Source organism: Actinoplanes sp. NPDC049265 (assembly GCF_043197135.1).
Taxonomy (GTDB): domain Bacteria; phylum Actinomycetota; class Actinomycetes; order Mycobacteriales; family Micromonosporaceae; genus Actinoplanes.
The window spans coordinates 37,927-56,873 of record NZ_JBICSP010000015.1; the positions used below are offsets into that span (position 1 = coordinate 37,927).

General features: G+C 72.3%; 14 protein-coding genes. 10 read left to right on the forward strand and 4 right to left on the reverse strand.

What is annotated here, in order from left to right; genetic code table 11:
• The first annotated feature begins 42 nt into the window (after nucleotides 1–42).
• The 4 genes from ACGFIO_RS30520 to ACGFIO_RS30535 all read left to right on the forward strand — a co-directional run bounded on the left by ACGFIO_RS30520 (nucleotide 43) and on the right by ACGFIO_RS30535 (nucleotide 3,715).
• Entirely contained in the window at nucleotides 43–1,245 is a 1,203-nt protein-coding gene (locus ACGFIO_RS30520; RefSeq protein WP_392831164.1) for a BTAD domain-containing putative transcriptional regulator, read from the forward strand.
• A 242-nt stretch (nucleotides 1,246–1,487) separates the two neighbouring features.
• On the forward strand, nucleotides 1,488–2,453 hold the full coding sequence (locus tag ACGFIO_RS30525) for a hypothetical protein (protein WP_392831166.1): 966 nt from the start codon (nucleotides 1,488–1,490) through the stop codon (nucleotides 2,451–2,453).
• Nucleotides 2,453–3,037 (forward strand): LuxR C-terminal-related transcriptional regulator, encoded by a 585-nt coding sequence (locus ACGFIO_RS30530; RefSeq protein ID WP_392831168.1) that lies wholly within the window; start codon nucleotides 2,453–2,455, stop codon nucleotides 3,035–3,037. Before ACGFIO_RS30525 ends, ACGFIO_RS30530 begins: the two co-directional genes overlap by 1 nt.
• A 15-nt stretch (nucleotides 3,038–3,052) precedes the next feature.
• Nucleotides 3,053–3,715 (forward strand): response regulator transcription factor, encoded by a 663-nt coding sequence (locus ACGFIO_RS30535; RefSeq protein WP_392831170.1) that lies wholly within the window; start codon nucleotides 3,053–3,055, stop codon nucleotides 3,713–3,715.
• On the opposite strand, the gene ACGFIO_RS30540 is transcribed toward ACGFIO_RS30535, so the two are convergent.
• A complete protein-coding gene (locus ACGFIO_RS30540) occupies nucleotides 3,699–5,090 on the reverse strand; it encodes a S28 family serine protease (protein WP_392831173.1) in 1,392 nt (463 codons plus the stop codon). The genes ACGFIO_RS30535 and ACGFIO_RS30540 overlap by 17 nt on opposite strands.
• Before the next feature lie 85 nt (nucleotides 5,091–5,175).
• Here ACGFIO_RS30540 and ACGFIO_RS30545 point away from each other — a divergent pair, with 85 nt between their 5' ends.
• Nucleotides 5,176–6,345 carry a glycosyltransferase family 4 protein gene (locus ACGFIO_RS30545; protein WP_392831175.1) on the forward strand — a complete coding sequence of 390 codons (1,170 nt, stop codon included), beginning with the start codon at nucleotides 5,176–5,178 and terminating at the stop codon, nucleotides 6,343–6,345.
• Nucleotides 6,346–6,432: 87 nt separating this feature from the next.
• The gene (locus ACGFIO_RS30550) at nucleotides 6,433–8,562 is read left to right on the forward strand and encodes a hypothetical protein (RefSeq protein WP_392831177.1); all 2,130 of its coding nucleotides are present in this window, start codon (nucleotides 6,433–6,435) and stop codon (nucleotides 8,560–8,562) included.
• 183 nt (nucleotides 8,563–8,745) lie between these two features.
• On the opposite strand, the gene ACGFIO_RS30555 is transcribed toward ACGFIO_RS30550, so the two are convergent.
• Entirely contained in the window at nucleotides 8,746–11,325 is a 2,580-nt protein-coding gene (locus ACGFIO_RS30555) for a glycoside hydrolase family 97 catalytic domain-containing protein (RefSeq protein ID WP_392831179.1), read from the reverse strand.
• 76 nt (nucleotides 11,326–11,401) lie between these two features.
• Complete coding sequence (locus ACGFIO_RS30560; protein ID WP_392831181.1) at nucleotides 11,402–12,751, reverse strand: DUF1996 domain-containing protein; 1,350 nt, start codon at nucleotides 12,749–12,751, stop codon at nucleotides 11,402–11,404.
• Between the two features lie 191 nt (nucleotides 12,752–12,942).
• Between ACGFIO_RS30560 and ACGFIO_RS30565 the strand changes: the two genes are divergently transcribed.
• Nucleotides 12,943–14,661, forward strand: a complete 1,719-nt coding sequence (locus ACGFIO_RS30565; RefSeq protein WP_392831183.1) for a BTAD domain-containing putative transcriptional regulator — start codon at nucleotides 12,943–12,945, stop codon at nucleotides 14,659–14,661.
• Nucleotides 14,662–14,677: 16 nt separating this feature from the next.
• Here ACGFIO_RS30565 and ACGFIO_RS30570 read toward each other — a convergent pair whose 3' ends face one another.
• Complete coding sequence (locus ACGFIO_RS30570) at nucleotides 14,678–15,346, reverse strand: alpha/beta hydrolase (protein ID WP_392831185.1); 669 nt, start codon at nucleotides 15,344–15,346, stop codon at nucleotides 14,678–14,680.
• A 141-nt stretch (nucleotides 15,347–15,487) separates the two neighbouring features.
• Between ACGFIO_RS30570 and ACGFIO_RS30575 the strand changes: the two genes are divergently transcribed.
• The 3 genes from ACGFIO_RS30575 (at nucleotide 15,488) to ACGFIO_RS30585 (ending at nucleotide 18,937) form a co-directional block, all read left to right on the forward strand.
• Complete coding sequence (locus ACGFIO_RS30575) at nucleotides 15,488–16,069, forward strand: RNA polymerase sigma factor (RefSeq protein ID WP_392831187.1); 582 nt, start codon at nucleotides 15,488–15,490, stop codon at nucleotides 16,067–16,069.
• Nucleotides 16,070–16,139: 70 nt separating this feature from the next.
• Nucleotides 16,140–17,375, forward strand: a complete 1,236-nt coding sequence (locus ACGFIO_RS30580; protein WP_392831189.1) for an EAL and HDOD domain-containing protein — start codon at nucleotides 16,140–16,142, stop codon at nucleotides 17,373–17,375.
• Entirely contained in the window at nucleotides 17,372–18,937 is a 1,566-nt protein-coding gene (locus ACGFIO_RS30585; RefSeq protein WP_392831192.1) for a diguanylate cyclase, read from the forward strand. Before ACGFIO_RS30580 ends, ACGFIO_RS30585 begins: the two co-directional genes overlap by 4 nt.
• Nucleotides 18,938–18,947: the final 10 nt, after the last annotated feature.

Genomic DNA, 18,947 nt, shown 5'->3' on the forward strand with positions numbered 1-18,947 from the left:
CGTGTCATCGGATCCTCATGCGCGCAGGCGGATGGTAGCCCCATGCTGTTTCGCATCCTCGGCCCGATCGAGCTGCACACCCCCGCCGGGGTGCGCCGGCTCGGCGCCGGCAAACCGGCGACCGTGCTGGCCACACTGCTCCGGCACCCCAACGCGTGGGTCACGGTGGACCAGCTGGCCGAGGCCACCTGGTCCGGCACGGTCATGCCGCCGTCGGCGCCGGCCAACCTGAAGACGTACGTCTGGCAGCTGCGCCGCCTCCTGCCCGAGGTGGACGGAGCCGGCCGCATCGACCGCCAGGCCGACGCCTACCGGCTGCGGGTGCGGCCCGGCGAACTGGACGCCGACCGGGCGCGGACGCTCGCGGCCGAGGCGGCGTCGGCCCCCGCGCCGTCGGACGCGCTCGGGCTGCTGCGCGAGGCGCTGAAGCTGTGGCGGGGCCGGCCGTACTGCGGCGTCGAGTCGGCCGCCGAGGCGGCGCTCGCCCTCGGCGATCTGCGGCTCCAGCTGTGCGAACAACTCGCCGAGGTGCAGCTCGAGCTGGGCGACACCTCCGGGGCCGTGGGTACGCTGCGCAGCCTCACATCCGAGGCCCCGCTCCGGGAGCCGGCGTGGGCGCTGCTGGTTCGGGCACTCAACGCGGCCGGCCAGCCGACCGAGGCGAAGCTGGCCGCCCGCGAAGCCGCGCGCATCCTGCGCACGGAACTCGGCGTCACCCCCGGGCCGCAGCTCACCCACGCACTCTCCCCCACGCGCCGCGAACTACCCCGCGACGTACGCCTCTTCGGGCGCGGCACCGAACTCGCCCACATCCGCCGCGCCGCCACCGGCCCCACCCCGCTCATCCTGCTCACCGGCCCGCCCGGCAGCGGGAAGACCACCCTGGCCGTGCACGCCGCCCACCGGCTGAAGCCCGACTACCCCGACGGCCAGTTCTTCGTCCACCTGCGACAGCCGGCCGGCGCGCTGCTCGACCGCCTGCTCCGCGGCCTCGGCCTGCCCCGCGAAGACATCCCCGCCGATCTGGACGAACGCATGGCCCTGTGGCGCTCGACGATCGCGTGCCGGCGCGTCCTGCTGGTCCTCGACGACGCACAGACCCGGGACCAGATCTGGCCCCTGCTCCCGGCCGGCGCCGGAAGCCTGACCCTGATCACGGCGCGGGCCCGGCCTGGCCGGCTGGACGGGGCCACGTGCATCTCGCTGGCGCCGGCGGCGGGCGCGGGGCGGAGGGCGGCGGTATGACAACGGCCCGTTTCGTGGTGGCGGCCGCCCGCCGCACCAAGCCCGTCCCACCTGTCCCACCCGTGGCGTCCGTGGCGTCCGTCACCGTCCCGGCGCCGGAACCGCAGGTCGCGGGTTCGCCCGTCGCACCCGTCCCGCCGGGCCTGTGGACGGACGACGAAAATCGTCGTACCCAGCGGCTACGTTCAGGCCCACCCAGTGCACGGGGTGGGGGAGGCGGCGGCCCACGAAATTCGACGATCTTGCGGATTGGGCCGGGCAGCGGCAGCCCGCTGGACGCGACGATCTCACGGCAAAACAGCGGCAACCCGCCAGGCGCAACGATCTCGCGGCTGAGCACCGGCAACCCGCCAGGCGCGACGATCTCGCGGCCGGGCCGAGGCAACCCGCGAAGCGCGACGGCTCTGCGGATCGCGGTCTGGCAGATCGGCGTGGTGCTCGGCTGCGTCGCCATTCTGCGGGGCTCGGCCGGCGCCGGGGCACTGGCCGCCCTCACCCTGATCGTCAGCGCGGCAAGGATCCGCGGCGACTGGCTGTCCACTGTCGCCGGTCGGTGGCTGGGCTTCGTCACCCGGCGCCGGGTGTTCGCGGGCGAGCACCTGCCGCTGCCGGCGAACACCAGGCTCACCTCGGCCGGCGTGCTCGTCGGGGCGGGAGGCCTGACGGTCGTCGCGCGTACCCGGGAAGTGGATTTTCCCCGCTTCGAGGGCGAGAGCGGCGGCCCCCGCATCGACCTGCAGTGGGTCGGCCATCTCGGGCCGCGGCAGGACCGTCCGTCGGCGTGGCTGGCGATAACGGTGGTGCGGGACGCCGACTTCGCGGGTGATGAGCAGCTGCGGGTGGCGCTCGACAACGTGCTGCGGCGGGTACGGCCCGATCTGCTGTCGGGGCGGGAGCTGACCGCGGTGCTCGGCGGTATCGCCCACGCGGGGCCGGCGTGTGAGACCTGGCGGCACTGGCGGTCGGGGCCGGTCACCCAGATCACGTTCCGCGGCACCGGGCCGGCCGCGCGGTTCTTGAAGCCGGGCGGGGACGTGGCGGTCACGGTGGCGCGGTGGCCGGACGGCGACTCGGTGATCCGGGTGGCGGCTCGGGACGCCGGTACAGCCGAGCGGGCCGCGCGAGAAGTCAGCAGGAGCGCAGTACGGCTGGACGGGCGGCACGGGCCCGCCGTTCTGGCCTCGTTGCCGATCGGGGGGAAGCTCTGATGTCCATGTCCCAAGCGGGAATCGATGCGGCGCTGGCCACGGCCAGCCGCGAGGTGCTGGTCACGCTGGCGTCGGGGGCGGCGCTGCGGCGGGCCGACCACGACAATCTGCGGCGCGGGGTCCGTTATCGGGTTCTGCTTCCTGATGGGGTACGCGAGCAGCCCGTGCTCGCCCTGCGGATGGGCCGCCTCGCCCCGGCCGGCGCCGAGGTCCGCACCGTGCCGGTCGTGCCGACTGACGCGACAGTGGTCGACGGTGTGCTGGCCCTGCTCCCGGGCACGCTGGTCCGCCTGCCCAGCCTGGTCGGCACCGTGGTGGCCCTGTTCGAGCAGCTGTGGGTGTCGGCGGCGCCGCTGACCCCGTGCGAGGTGACCAACGGCGCGGGGCTGAGCCCGCGCGAGCGGGAGCTGCTCGCCCTGCTCAGTGCCGGCTGCACGGACGAGTCGGCGGCGGCACGGCTGGGGATCTCGGTCCGTACGGTGCGCCGGATGATGGCGGCCATCATGACCCGGCTGGGGGCACGCAGCCGCTTCCAGGCCGGATTGAAGGCGGCCGATCGGGGGCTGCTGGCGCGTACCGCTTAGGGCAATATGTGGTTGGTGCGGGTATTGGTCACCGAGGATGACGACGATCTCCGGATCGCGGTCGACGCCTCGTTGCGGGGGGCCGGGTTCGCTGTGGACACCGCGAGTGACCTGCCCGAGGTCGATCTGGCGTTGAGCGTCAACGAGTACGACTGCGCGGTGTTCGACCGGATGCTGCCGGGTGGCGACGCCCTCGACTATGTGGCCGGGCGGCGGCGTGGCGGCTGGGCCGTGCCGGTGCTGTTCCTGACCGGGCGGGGCGACACCACCGACCGGGTCGAGGGGCTGGCCGTGGGCGACGACTATCTGAGCAAGCCGTTCGCGACGGCCGAGCTGGTGGTGCGGGTACGCAGCCTGTGCCGCCGGTCGGGCCGGGTCACGGCGGCGGCCACGGCCAGTCACGCCGGCATCGAGGTCGACCCGGAGCGGTACGAGGCCCGCCGCGACGGCCGCCCGCTGACGTTGACCGGCAAGGAGTTCGCGGTCCTGGAACGTCTGGTGCGGGCGGCCGGGCGGCCGGTGGCGCGGGCCGAGCTGATCGCCGCGGCCTGGGACGAGCTGCTGCCGCCGGCCTCGAACGTGCTGGACGTGCTGGTCGCTCAGCTGCGGCGCAAGCTGGGCCGGCCGGCCGCCCTGCACACCGTCCGAGGCGTCGGCTATCTCATCCGCGCAGACTGAACCGCCGGTCCAGGGCGGGGTCGCGTTCGTCCACAGCGGACTCGCTCTTCGCCGCGGGCGACGAAGTCGTGACGCCGGCCCAGCGCTGCACGGCGGCCGTCGCGGTCGCCGCCTCGGCCGGCACCAGGGCGGCGATGGACGCACCGTGGTTGGCGCCGGGCGCGATGTAGCTCAGCGAGTCGCGGGTGCCGCTGCCGAGCTCGAACGGCTCGGCACCCCACGGGTCGTTCTGGCCGTACACGAACAGCAGCTCGCTGCCCGACCCGCGTACCCACCGGTCGATGTCGTCCATCGCGTTCGGCCGGAATTTCGGGGCCAGAGCCTCCGGCACGTACGACTTGGCCTCGTCCTCGCCCCGGTAGTGCTGCAGCTTGGCCAGGTGGCGCAGCTTCGGCGTCGGGTAACCGAGCTGGGTGGCCGCCTGGTAGTAGTAGGGCACGTAGCCGGTGATGCCCTGGTCGGTGTTCGAGTCGAATCCGTAGATCTGGTCGATCCAGGCCAGCAGGGCGTCGTTGCTGACGCTGACCGACGGCACCTGCGCGCACTGCGCGAGCCCGCTGTACTGCCAGAACGCCCACGTCGTGCCGTTCACCATGAACTCGAAGGCCCGGTCGGCGCCGTGCACGATGGTGAAGGTGCGACCGTTGGCCGCCGCCCACGCCTCGTACTTCGCGACCAGTGCGGCCCGGCGGTTCAGGGCCTCGACCTGGACGTCGTCGAGGGCCTTGCGGCAGGCGGCGGTACCGACCCGGGTGAAGAACTGGTCGTAGCGCGAGTCTTCCTGCTCGTTGACGTCCTGCGGCGCCACGTAGGCGACGGTGCCGTCGACGTCGCCGGGGTAGAACCGGCGGTGGTAGATCGAGGTCATGCCGCCCTTGCTGGCCCCGGTCGAGATCCACTTCTGGGTGTAGATCTCCTGGAGCGCGACAACGATCCGGTGGTGGTCGGTGGCGGCCTGCCAGATGTTCAGGTCGGTCCAGTCGGCCGGCTCGGGGCGGGACGGCGTGAAGAACCGCTGCTCGACCGAGAGCTGGTTGCCGTTGACGAGCCGGGTGGGCTCGCTGCGGAAGGCGTAGTCGGGTACGCCGTACCCGGTGGTGTGCAGGACCATCGGGCGGTCGGTGCCGACGTGCAGCAGGGTCATCCGCTGTTCGAAGGTCCCGGCCGACGGGTCCCGGTGGTCCACCGGCTGGGTCACGGCCAGGTGGAAGAAGCGCAGGCCGGCGGCGGGTGGCGGGTCCTCGGCGAGGATGGTCAGGCCGGGTACGGCGCGGAGCTGGTCGGCGATGTCGGGTGGCGCCGCCCGCGCCGGGGCGGCACCGACGAGCAGGCCGATGAGCAGGGTCAACGTGGACAACAGAGCACTACGTTTCATGGCACCCCCAGGCCGGAAGATCGACGCCTGACCATATCGTGTGGCTCGTTAACCTCCGGTGCACCTGACGGCTATCGTGTGGCCGGTGAGAATCCGCTACGTGCTCAACAACGCCTATGGTGCCGGTGGGACCATCCGCACGGTCATCAATCAGGCGAACGCGCTGTGCGCCGAGCACGACGTCGAGATCGCCAGCGTGCTGCGGACCCGGGAGCGGCCGGTCTTCCCGCTCGACCCGCGGGTCAACCTGGTCTCGCTGACCGGCCTGCGTGACGACGGTTCCCGGTTCACCGACCCGCCGGGGGGAAATTCGCGGTTCTGGCGCAAGACGCGGCGCTTCCGCAATCCGCTGCCGCACGGCCGGGACTTCCGCTTCCAGCGCTTCGACCCGCTGCTCGACCTCGCGATCGTCCGGTATTTCCGGCGCGAACGGGACGGCGTGCTCATCACCACCCGCCCGGGGCTCAACCTCCTGGCCGCCCGGTACGCGCCTCGCGACCTGATCCGGATCGGCCAGGACCACATGAACCTCAGCACCTACAAGCCGACGCTGCGCAAGCAGCTGATCCGGGCGTACCCCCGGCTGAGTGCCGTCGCCGTGCTCACCGACCACGACCTGGCCGACTGGCGGGCCGCGCTGGGCGACAGCGTCCGCCTGGAACGGGTGCCCAACGGCATTCCGCCGGTGGCCGGGGCGAGCTCGTCGCCCGACGCCCGCTATGTGGTCGCGGCCGGCCGGTTCGCCCGCCAGAAGGGCTTCGACCTGCTGGTCGAGGCCTGGGCCACGGTGCACGCCAAGCACCCGGATTGGCGGCTTTCGATCTTCGGTAACGGCCCGGACCGGGAGAAGCTGATCGCCCGGGCCGCGGAGCTGGGTTTCGGTGATTCGGTCCGCATGCCCGGCATCACCCGGCAGATCGACAAGGAGCTGGCGGCCGCCTCGATCTACGTCTTGAGCTCCCGTTTCGAGGGGCTGCCGATGGTTCTGCTGGAGGCGATGTCGCACGGGCTGCCGGCGGTCGCCTTCGACTGCCCGACCGGCCCGCGCGAGGTCATCGAGGACGGCGTGAACGGCCGCCTCGTACCCGCGGAAGATGTCGACGGTCTGTCCGCCGCCCTGTGCGAGCTGATCGAGGACCCGGAACGCCTGCGCGCCATGGGGGCCGGCGCGCTGAAGAGCAGCGAGCCCTTCACCATGCCCGAAGTTTCCGCCCATTGGCTGCGTTTCTTCGCGGAGCTGGACAAAATCCGCTAGGACTCAGGAACCTTTCAGGATTGCGTGAGCCAGGCCACTGGAGCGTGTCCGAATCTTCCCCTCTGTGCTGACCCCGATAGGAGTCCCATGAGGAGAACGCTCAGCCGCCTCGGCCTTACGTTCGGCGTGATGGTGGCGGTCATCGCCCCGGTGGCCACGACCGCGTCGGCCGTCGTGATCACCCCGCCCACCCCGCGAACCGGCAAGCTGGTGCAGGTCGGCCCGACCGCCGAGCACGGCTTCCCGGCCTGGTATCGGGACAGCAACAACGTCCGGCTGGAGGCCTGTGTCACCGCGGACGACCCGCTGTGCCCGGTGCTGCTGGACGAGGTCCCCAACCCGGATCTGCCGGTCTCGTACCCGGACAACTTCCCCGGCGAGTTCTTCTACCAGCTGGCCGGCTCCACCGTGACGCTGGCCAACGGCGTCCGCGCCACGGTCGGCCTGGACCTCGAGGGCGCCTGGGCCAACGGCGAGGTGATCGACGGCGACCAGATGGTGTTCGGCCGGATCCGCATCCGGTTCGCCGCGCCCGAGGGCCAGCGCTTCCGGATCACCCACCCGTACGGCATCGACGACATCGTCGCCACCGACAAGGGCGTCAACATGACCGAGGACATCGGCACCACGCCGCTGGCCTTCGGGCAGGCGCTCAACAGCCGGGTCGGCCCGTTCCTGAAGTGGGACCCGGCCGTGCTGCCGGCCGCCCCGGCCGGCTACACCGGTGACCCCGGCGTCGACCACAAGGTCGTCGGCAGCCCGTACAACACCAACTTCGTCCGGATCGAGCAGCTGGACCCGGCCACCGGCGCGGTCACCGCCCAGGTCGGCTTCAACGACCTGTTCAGCGTCCAGGGCCGGTTCGCCACCAACGCCGGCGTCGACATCGACCAGGCCACCTACACCACCAACGCCGACGGCACCGGCTTCGTCGAGGTGTACGCCACCAGCGAGCCCGGCCAGGCCATCGAGGTGGCCAGCAACCCGGCGCTGGGCTTCCGCGGCACCCGGCTGCGCGGCCAGAACGGCAAGTACTACGGCCGGTTCCCGGTCACCACCGAGGTCCCCGACGGCGCGACGATCGAGGTCGTCAACAACAGCGACCGCCCGGTGGCCCGCAAGACGGCCAAGCTGGTCGACGTCGTCCGCATCACCGGCGTGCAGTACAACGCCAACAACGGCCGCCTGCAGGTCAGCGCCACCTCGTCGGACGACGACGCCAGCCCCGGCGTGCTCACCGTCGACGGCTTCGGCCCGATCACCGGCCAGCCGTTCACCGGCGTGCAGGCGCCCCCGCCGTCGATCACCGTGCGCTCCTCGGGCGGCGGCTCGGCGACGGCCGCGCTGACCGGCACCGGCCGGCTGTTCCTGCCCGACCGTCCGGTCGCGGCGGCCACGGTGGCCAACCCGGTGGTGGTCGGCCAGACTGTCCAGCTGGACGGTTCGGGGTCGACGGGCCAGATCGACTCGTACGCCTGGACCCAGGTGTCCGGCCCGGCGGTGACCCTGGCCGGGGCCGACCAGCCGGTGGCCACGTTCGTGCCCACGGCCGTCGGTGACTACGCGTTCACCCTGACCGTGACCGGCCCCGGCGGCGTGAGCCAGCCGGTGACCCTGACCGAGCAGGTGATCGACGTGCAGGCGCCGACCGCCGACGCCGGTGTCGACCAGACCGTCGTGCGTGGCCGTGCGGTGGCCCTGGACGGCAGCCGCTCCCGGGCGGTGGAGACCTACTCGTGGCGGCAGGTGTCCGGCCCCGCGGTGACGCTGACCGGTGCGACCGGCGCCAAGCCGACCTTCACCTACCCGGCGCAGACGTTGCCGGCGACCCCCGGCCCGAACCCGGCGTTCGTCTTCGACAACGCGCCGATCGTGCTGGAGCTGACCGTCCGCAACCCCGGCGGCATCGCCACCGACCAGGTGATCGTGCGGCCCGCGGCGGACAACTTCATCGGCGGCATCACCGCCCGCTACCGCACCGGCAACAACGAATGGCGGGTTTCGGGCACCAACAGCCTGCTCGCCGGGCAGCGGGTGCAGGTGGTCCTGGGCAGCACGCTGACCGGCCGCACGATCGGCGCGGCGGCCTCGGTCGACACGACCGGCGCCTGGGCCGTCCGGGTCACCGGCCCGGCCCCTGGCACGATCCGCACGGTCAGCGTCGTCTCCTCGACCGGCGCGGTGGCCCTGGCCCAGGCGGTGACCGTCACCAACTGACCGCAGGCCCCACCCCCAGTGGTAGTCCCGCGCGGTATTCCATCCAGGAATACCGCGCGGGGCTACCACTTCGGGTTGTGGGACCGCCTGCTGTCACGCGCAGGTCAGCTGCTCGGCCACGGCGTCGCGGATCAGGCCGCTGTGGGGCCGGACGCGCCCGTCGCCGTCCTCGGCCGCCCGACCCTAGGTTCCGCAGGTCAGGCGGGCAGCGGCCCAGTCGGCGTGGTCGAAGTTCTTGTTGTCGCCGCCGTCGGTCACGCGCAGGGTGAGGCGGTTGACGCCGGTCACGTCGGCGGTGATCGGCTGGGCCGGGTCGGTGCCGCGCAGGACGCCGGTGGTCGTCAGGGAACGGTCGTCGCCGAGCACCTCGAAGGCCACCGAGCCGGGGGAGGTCACCTCGTCGTCGACGCCGGCCGAGGCCGTGAACGACGTACAAGCGCCGCCCAGCCACACGGTCACCTCGGCGGGAGCGTGGGTGCCGAGGCCCTTGGGATATACCGTGCCGCGCAGGGTGATCGGGTTGCCGTCGGCGGGGGCGTTCTCGCCGTTGGAGCGGTCGCGTTCGATCGGGCCCCAGCCGTTGGACTCGTTGAGGAACGGCAGGTCGCTGACCCACGCGTCGCCGGTCGGGGCGGGCGGCGGGATGAACAGACGCACCGCCTGCTCGACGTGCACGGTCTCCCCGTGCCAGCGGTAGGTGGCCACGATCGGCAGGTCGGCCGGGCCGGTCACGCCGGTGGGGGCGGTCAGCGTCCAGTCGCCGGAGAGGGACTGGCCGCCGCGGAGGCGGGCCGCGGTGACCGGGTCGCCGCCGGACGCGGGGGCGAGGCGGACGTCGGTGATCGGGCCGCCGGCCGGCAGGGTGAAGGTGGCGGAGACGTGGACGGCTTGGCCGGGCGAAACCGTGGCGGACGGCGGGTCGACGGTCAAGGTCGTCGCCGGCACCGGCTCGATCGGCTGGTCGCAGGTCGCCGATCCGGTGTACGGGCAGAGCGCGGTCACGAACCCGCCGTTGGTGGCCACCGGCACGGCCAGCTCGTCGGCCCGCCGGACGATGCGGCTTTCCCGGATCAGCCCGTGGTCACCGTCGCGCAGCGTCTCGGCGAGCCAGCGGCCGGCGCCGGCGAAGGAGAGGTCGATGGACTCGGTGTGGGCGGCGACGGCGCTGATGCCGCCGATCCACCACCGCCGGCCCGACCGGCGGGCGATGACCGCCGACGCGCCGGGTGCACCTGAGACGAGGCGGGTCTCGTCCCACACGGTCGGGATCTGGTCGAGGGTGCGCAGGGCCTCGGGATGCGACTCGTACGTCTCGAAGCGGTCGGCCAGGTGCTGCCAGCCCGACTCGTACACCACCGACAGCGCCACCTCGTGGGCGTCGGTGGTGTCCCGGTCGGTCACCGCCCAGGTCACCGGCGTGTAGTCCATGCCGCCGGTGACGTTGCGGGTGAACGGGAAGATCGTGTTGGTCGCCGCGCGGGTGCGGAACTGCTCGGCGCCGCGTACCGCCTCCTGGGTCAGCACGTGCGGCCAGGTGCGCTGGATGCCGCGGGGGATGGTGGCGCCGTGGAAATTGACCATCAGGTGCTGCGCGGCGGTGGCCGGGAGGATCTGGTCGTACCACTGGAAGCGGGCCTGGCTGTCCGAGTCCATGAAGTCGATCTTCACGCCGGCCACGCCCCACGACTTGATCAGTGGCAGCGTGGTGTCGCGTTCGGCCTGGGTGTCGAACGCGCTCCAGTGGAACCAGAGCAGCACGTCGACGCCGCGGGACCGGGCGTAGCGGACCACGTCGGGCACCCAGGACGCGTTCCAGCCCTCGTCGATCAGCACGTAGGGCCAGCGGTTGCGCGCGGCGAAGTCGATGTACTGCTTCTGGCGGACGGGGTCGGCCGGGCTGGCGTGCTCGGACAGCCAGGACCAGGCGACGACGCCCGGGCGTACCCAGGAAGTGTCCTCGATCTTGGATGGTGGTGCGAGGTCGTCGGTCAGGGTGCTCTCGGTGACGGTGGCGAGGTCGCCGACGACGGCGACGCGCCACGGGGTGCTGAGTGGTCCGGTCGCGGTGATCCGCGGGTCGGCCAGCTTGATGGTGTACGCGCCGACCGCAGCCCCACCGCCACCCTTGGCCGGGCTGAAGGCGGAGCTCGAGTGCGTCAGCCGTGCTCCGTCGTAGCGGCCGTCCACATCCGACTCGCTCAGCAGCACGTATTTCTCGCCGATCCGGAACAGCGACGGGAACCCGTAGTCGGCGGCCGGGGCGGCGCCCGCCGTGGTCTGGATCCGGGTCTCCTCGTAGTTCGGGGTGTACGGCAGCAGCCACGCCCCGGCGTCGGCCGGGATGGCGTAGGACGAGGCCTCGCCGGTGACGGTGGCTCCGTCCGGCAGCACGTACCGGTAGGCGGCACCCTCGTCCGAGACCCGCACCACCACCTGGAGCCGCGCCCCGCCCGCGCCGGTGAAGTCGAACGTCGACTCACGCAGAGTGGTGTCGCGTTTGAGCTGCTTACCGGTGGTCATCGTGTACTTCTCGCGGACCGTGCGGTTGCTGCGCCGGACGAACGACAGCCCGCTGCTGAGGTCGGCGGCCGTCGTGCGGATTCCGATCGGCGCCGGGGGCAGCGGGTCCAGCCCGAAGCTCAGCCGCCCGTCCTCCAGGGCGAGTCGCGCCGGGCCGATGCCCCACTCGTGCGGAGCCGCCGCCGGTGCGGCCGGGGCCGGAGCCATGGAGAGGACGAGGGCGGCGGTCAGCAGCACGTGCACAGGGAAGCCTCCATGGACAAACATCGATGGCCACCCGCGACGTTATGCGACCGCCGCCCCGTCCGGCTAGGGGGTACTAGTAGTTACCGGCGCTGTTGCACTTGGCGTTCTGGACGACGCAGTTCTTGACCCGCTGCCCGAGGGCGGCGTTGTCCCAGGCCATCCACGCGTCACCGTGCATCGAGGACGCCATGCCCGAGGCCAGCGTGAAGCCCTGGGAACTGCCCGAGGTCGGGTACGCGATCAGGAACGACACCGACGGGATGGCCACCGGGAACTGGCCCGAGCAGACGCCGTTGTACGTGTAGGCGACGTGCTCCTTGTGCGACGGGCTGTCCAGGTGGATGCCGTCCCAGCAGTCCGGGAAGACCAGCTGGAACATCAGGTTGGCGGTCGGCGCGCAGATCGGCCAGTTGCCGTCCGCGCTGCGGCCGATCTCGCCACCCGGCCCGGCGCAGTAGAAGGCGTTGACCGATCCGGCCGGGGTCGGCACCTGCCGCCGCGCGTCGCCGGCGATGTACCGGAAGCCCTGCGGGAACGGCTTGGTCGCGGTCGGGTCGGGCAGCCGCGAGCCGTAGTAGACGACCACGTCGTTGGGCTCGATGACCTGGCCGCGGTCGGTCAGGCTGGGGATCCAGTACGCCGACAGGTCCTGGCCCGGCCGGCAGGTGGTGCCGGCGTTCTGCAGGAGCGTCTGCGTCGTGGTGGCGGCGTTGGTGCTGGGGTTGCCGAGGAAGCTGTGCATGTGCGAGGCGCCCGGCATGTTCGGGAACACGATCGGGTCGTCCGGCTTGGAGTGGCTGTACGAGCAGGTGGCGTTGAACTCCGGCACCCGGACCGCGTTCGGCGGGATGGTCCGGTTGGGGATGGCGTTGAACTGGGCCAGCTGCTGCTGCCAGGCCGCCTGGTCCAGGTCCACCCAGCCGGGTCCGCCGGGCGTGCCGTCACCGAACGAGAACCAGTTGATGTTGACGAAGTCGCCGCCGCCGTTGCGCAGGACCGCGAACACGGTCTGCGCGCCGGTCGGGTGGCTGGCCACCGTGTTGCTGAGGGTGGCCCAGGTCTGCCAGCCGCCGGTGCCGGTGACAGTGAACGTGGTCAGCAGCGGGCCGGTGGCCGAGCCGGTGCGCAGCTCGACTGTGCCGCCGCCGGGCACCGACGCGACCCGGGCCTGGACGACCAGGTTGCCGGCCGCGCCGAGGTCGACGTTGTCGTAGCGCATCCAGTCGCCGTTGGCGAGGTAGGAGGCGTTCTGGCCACCGCCGGAGTCGCCGGTCTGTTCCAGGACGACGCCGGACTGGGCGGCGTACGACTCGGCCTGGACCGTGCGGGTGACCGCCTGCGCCGGAGTGGCGGCGGCGATCACCGTGACGCTCGCGACCAGGGTGGCGGCGAGCAGGGATCTGAGGAAGGGGGATTTGCGCATCTCATAACCTCCGCGGGAAACGGTGTCGGGAGTATGCCTGTTGGGGAAGCGCTTTCTCATCATCAACGCACGTCTATCCGCGTTATCTGAGGAAATCAGTGTGAAACATGGGGAAGCGGTTACCCGGACGAAAGGCTTCAGGCCGGGCGTCCGCCTGCCGATCTGAACAGCAGGTCCTACAGGAGGGCGCCATGCGGGTTCGCGTGCTCGGCCGGCTCGACGTGGCCGGCGACGACGGCATCACCCTGCCCGCCACCGGGCTGCCGCGGCGTGCCCGCCAGGTCCTCAGCGTGCTCGCCGCCCGCTACGACCGGATCCAGTCCAAGGACGCCCTGGCCGACGCCGTCTGGGGCCGCGACCTGCCCGGCAACCACGTGGCCGCGCTCGAGCACTACGTCTCGGTGATCCGCCGCCGCCTCCAGCCCGACGGCACCGCCGCCACGCACTTCATCGTCACCCGGGCCGGCGGCTACCTCTTCGACACCACCCGCGCCTGGCTCGACCTGGCCGACCTGCACCACCGCATCCGCGGCCTCGACCTGGTCGCCACCGGGACACCCGAGCGGCTCGCCGTACAGCAGGAGATCTGCACGCTGGCGCACGAGCTGCCGTTCGCCGACGACCCGTACGCCGACTGGGCCGAACCGGTCCGCAACGAGGTCCGCGGCGTGCTGCAGAACGCCAACCTGGAGATCGCCGACGGGATCATGGACCGCGACCCGGCCCGGGCCCTGCGCCTGGCCCTGGCCGCCATCGAACTCGACCCGTTCCTGGAGGCCGCCTACCAGACCGGCATGATGGCCGCCGCCGCGCTCGGGCGCCCCGACGACGCGCTGCGCCTCTACGAGCGGTGCCGCAAGGCCCTGGACGACGAGCTGGGCGTGGCGCCGTCCGCCCGTACCGCCGAACTGCAGCGCAACGTCCTGCTCAGCCGCACCTCCACCCCCGCGCTGGCTTCCCCGCCGGCCGAGGAACCGCGCCCCGGTCCCGTGCCGGAAGCACCCCGGCAGCGCTTCCTCGGCCGCAACGCCGAGATCGAGCTTCTGCTCAGCGACGACCGCGTACCCGTCGTCCACCTGGTCGGCCCGAGCGGCGCCGGGAAGACCGCCCTGCTCGACGAACTGCGCCGCCGCTCACCGGCCCGGGTCGGCATCGGCCACGGCCCCGCCTCGGCCGGCGCGCTGCGGCTCACCTGGCTGCACAGCGCCCTGGCCGACCTGGGCGTCCGCGGCGTCGTGCCGGCCACCGTCGAGGCCGCGATGACCGAACAGCGGGCGCTGCGCCGCGAGGAACTGGCCGCGATCGCCGACGCCCTGTGCGGCCCCGAGCCGCTGCTCATCGCCGTGGACGACGCCGAGAACCTGGACGACGTCAGCGTGGCCGAACTGGCCTGGCTGGGCCGCCACTGCGCGAAGCTGCGGGTGGTGCTCACCTACCGCTACCCGTCGCAGATCCGCGGCCGCCCGATCGGCGGCCTGGGCAGCCCGCTCGTCCTCCGGCTGGGCCCGCTCACCGAAACCGACCTGGAACGCCTCGACGAGAAGCTGACCGAACGCACCGGCGGCATCGCCGCGCTGGTCGCGGTGGCCGAGCGCGGGCCCGAGGTGACCGCGGCGGTGGCCATGCAGGTGGCGCGGACCCGCACCGGGTGGATGCCGGAACCCGGCTGGGAGGTGCTGCGATTGTGCGCCGCCCTCGGCGAACTGACCGTGGACGATCTGGCCCGGCTCACCGGCCGCCCGGTGACCGACGTGCTGGCCTGCATCGACCGGCTGGTCCACGCGCACCTGCTGGCCGAGGACGGCGACGGGCACGTCCGGCATCGCAGCAGCCTGATCCGCGACGCGGTGGCCGAGCAGGTGTCCAGCGCCTCCAGCCGCCACCTGCGTTCCCAGCTGACCCGCGCCTAGTCCCGGACATCGGTGCCTAACCGTTGGCCAGCTCGCTGAGCAGGGCGGCCACCTCCTCCTCGTGGGAGAGGTAGCAGCCGTGGTCGCTGGACAGCGTGACCGACGAGGTGGCCCGGGTGCTGAGGTGTCGCTGCAGGCTCGGATGCACCGTTCGGTCCTCGGCACAGATCACGTAGGTGCTCGGCCGTGAGCGCCAGGTCGCCGTGGCCGCGGGCTCGTGGCCCGCGGTCATCACCTGGGGCACCAGCTCCGCCACGTGCTCCCGGCGCCGGGCCGGGGCGAGCTGGTGGTGCAGGAGTTCCCCCGCCCGCGCCGGGTCGATGGTGGTGGTGTCGCCCGGCCCCGGGATCAGACAGCTGAGCAGGTCGGTCGGGAATGGGGCGATCATCCCCAGCGTGGTCTCGCCGGCGTCCGGCATGGGGGCGGCCAGATAGATCAGATGCGCGACGAGCTCCGGCGGCAGACCGGAGATCACCATCCCGCCGTACGAGTGGCCGCAGGCGATCACCGGTCCGCCCAGCGACTTAGCCGCCTGGGCCGCCGCCTCGACATCAGCGGCGAGCGTGCCGCGGTGCAATTCGGCCACGGCCACCGGAATGTCCCGCGCCCGCAGCCGGGCGGCCAGGTGCCGCCAGGTCCGCCCGGTGTGCCAGGCGCCGTGCACCAGCAGAATGCCGTACCCCATGATCTAGTCCCTTCGACGGTCTCTTTCGGCATGAGAGGCGGCCGGGGGCGAGAAGGATTCCGGGAATCCTTTCCGGGGTCGCCGCCCTCTGATGACCGGCCGGTCCGTCCGGCCGGGAAACGCGTCCGGGAGGTGCGTACGGTGACGAGATCGGCTTGGCCGGCGGAACGGATCGTGGCGGCGGCGCGGGCCGGCGACCAGGCCTCACTCACGGAGCTGGTGGCGGGCTCGCACCCGCACGTCCGCCGGTTCGCCTTCGCCCTGTGCGCGAACAGTCACGACGCCGAGGACGCGGCCCAAGAGGCGATGATCATCCTGTACCGGCGGATCAGCACGCTCCGGACCGCGGGTGCGTTGAGCTCGTGGCTGTTCCGCGTCGTCGCCAACGAGTGCCTGCGCCGGGGCCGGGCGATGCTGCGCCCGGAGCCGGACATCACGGGTCGAAACGCGCCCTCGGCCGAGGATGAGGCGCTCCGCCGCTGGGAGGCCGAGCGGATGGCCTCCGCGATCGCCGCTCTCCCGGCCGACCAGCGCGCCGTCCTGATCCTGCGCGACCTGCACAACCTGCCGGGCCGGCGGGTGGCCGAGGCGCTCGGGCTCAGTCTGGCCGCGATGAAGTCCCGGCTGCACCGGGGACGGCTGGCCGTACGGGACCGGCTGATCGGCCCGGCCGTCTCCGATGGCCGCCGGCCCGACCGGCGGGGGTCAGGCCGCGGCGGGTGACCACGACGCCCGGGAACCTCATGCGGCCCAAAACCTCAGGATCGGGCCGGTCGCGTCGATCTGACGCTTCGTGATCCCCCCGCCCGTACCGTCGCTCAGCCCCGGCACCCGCCTGGTGCACGTGGCCCGCCAGCCCATCTTCGATGCGGCCGGTGATGTCGTGGCGTACGAGCTGCTCTTCCGCGGCCGGATGGACGCGATCGACGCCGACCGGCGCGACGCCTACGCCACCAGCCAGGTCATCCTCAACGCGTTCGCCGAGTTCGGCGTGGACGAGGTGGTCGGCGACCGCACCTGCTTCATCAACGTCACCCGCGAGTTCCTGGTCGGCGAGCTGATCCTCCCGTTCGGACCGGAGGGTGTGGTGCTGGAGGTGCTGGAGAGCATCACCGTGGACGACGAGGTGGTGGCCGGCGTGACCGCGCTGGCCGAGGCCGGCTACCGGATCGCCCTCGACGACTTCGAGATCGGCACCGCCCATGAGCGACTGTTGCCGCTGGCCTCGTACGTCAAGCTCGATCTGTTGAAGTCCGACCCGGCCGAGGTCGAGGAGGCGGTGCGCCGCAGCCGCGCGTACCCGGGCATCGTGCTGGTCGCCGAGGGCCTGGAGACCGGCGAGCAGCTGGCGCTGACCAACCGGCTCGGCGTCGAGCTGCGGCAGGGCTACGTGCTCAGCCGCCCCCAGGTGCTCACCGCGACCGCGCTCACCCCGTCCCGGATGCGCAGCCTGCAGCTGCTCGGCGCGCTCAGCGGGGCCGACGGTGACCTGGACAAGGTGCTGGAGATCATCGCCGCCGATCCGGCGTTGACCCTGCGGCTGCTGCGGGCCACGAACTCGGCCGCGGTGGGCATGCCGGGGCGGGTGTCGTCGGTGCGGCAGGCGGTGGTCCTGGTCGGTCTGGCCCAGGTACGCCGCTGGGCGATGCTGATGGCCGTCGAGGAGGCCTCCGACGCCACCCCGGCGCAGATGGGCGACGCGCTGACCCGGGCCCGGCTGTGCGAGAACATCGCGCCGTCGTTCACGGTGAGCCCGGACGCGGCGTTCATGGCCGGCCTGATCTCGGCGGTCGCGCAGCTGCTCGGCACCACGCCGGCGGCGCTCGCGCACCAGCTGCCGCTGAGCCCGGAGATCGGGACGGCGCTGACCCGTGGCACCGGGGCCCTCGGGCAGGTGTTGCGGGTGGTCAGCGCGTACGAGCACGGCGACCTGACCGAAGCCGCCACCGCATACCGCGGGGAGGACCTGGTGGGCAGCGTGATGGCCGCGATGCGCTGGTCGACGATGACGTTGGGAGCCGCGCTGTGACCGCCCCCGCACTGGTCGAGGATGAGGCGGCTGTTCTCCGGGACGCCGTGGTCGAGCTCGAGGCACGGCCCGTGTCGGCGCTGCGTACGCTGGTCGAACCGGCCACCGCGATCCGTCTGCGCGCCGAGGAGCTGGGCGAGACCGAGATCGCCCAGCGCGCCCGCCTGGTCGTGATGAGCGTCGGCCTGCGCGAGGGCAAGATCGAGGAAAACGGCCGCGAGGCCCACGACGTGCTGGCCTGGGCGCAGCAGAACGGTCACCGCTATCTGACCGCGCGGGCGCATCAGGAACTCAGCATGTTCTACCGCCTGGTCGGCGACCTGGAGTCCGCGCACACGCACGGCGTAGAGTGCGTTTCCTGCCTGCCCGACGACGTGCCGCCGCACATCCGGGCCCGGCACGTGGTGCGGATGGCCATCGCCGTCGACGAGAACGGCCACCACGCCGAGGGCGACCGGCGCTTCCAGGAGGCGCTCGACCTGGCCATCGCGGCCGGCGACAGCGAGCTGACCGTGCAGATCCTGAACAGCATGGCCTACACCGAGTACGAGCGCGAGAACGAGCCGCTGGCCCTGGCCCTGGTCCAGCGCATGCGCGACATCGAGGCCAAGCACGCGTTCTCGTTCAGCGCCGGGCAGCTCGACACGATCGCCCGCATCGAGATGATGACCGGCGACTACGACCGGGCCATCGCGACCCTGCGCGCGGTGCTCGACCCGGCGTCGACGGTGGACGGCAACGAGGGTGACGCGATCGCCATCTGCCTGCACTCGCTGGCGCTGGCCTGCCGGCTGGCCGGCCGCTACGACGAGGCCCAGCAGGCGCTCGGCGGCGTCCTGGCCCTGGCCGAGGAGCGTGGCCTGCACCGGATCCGGGCGCTGGGCCGTGAGGAGCAGGCCGCCCTGTTCGCGGCGACCGGGCAGTTCGAGAAGGCGTACCACGAGCACCGCGCGTTCCACGGCGAGATGAACGCGCTGTCCTCGCTGGCCCGTGAGGCCCGGGCGCACGCGCTGCAGGCCGTCTACGACGCCGAGGAGGCCCGCCGGGTCGGCGAGCACTTCCGCGAGATGGCTCACCGGGATGCGCTGACCGGCCTCTACAACCGCCGGTACGTCAACGAGCGGATGCCCGCGCTGCTCGGCGAGGTGTCCTTCGACGGCACGCCGTTGTCGCTGGCCCTGGTCGACCTGGACCACTTCAAGCGAATCAACGACACGCTGTCGCACAACACCGGTGACACCGTGCTGCAGCACCTGGGCCAGTTGCTCAGCGACGCGGCCGGCGAGCGGGAGTTCGCGGCCCGGATGGGCGGCGAGGAGTTCGTGCTGATCTTCCCGGCCACCGAGGCGGACGAGGCGGAGCGACGCTGCGAGGCGTTGCGCCGGCGGATCGCCGACTATCCCTGGTCGACGATCACGGGCACGCTGCCGGTGACGGCGAGCATCGGCATCACGACGGTGTTCGACGGCGATCTGTCGCCGTCGGCCGTACTGTCCCGGGCCGACCGCAACCTCTACGCCGCCAAGCACAACGGCCGCAACCGTGTCGTCGGGGACGACTGACGGCTGCGGC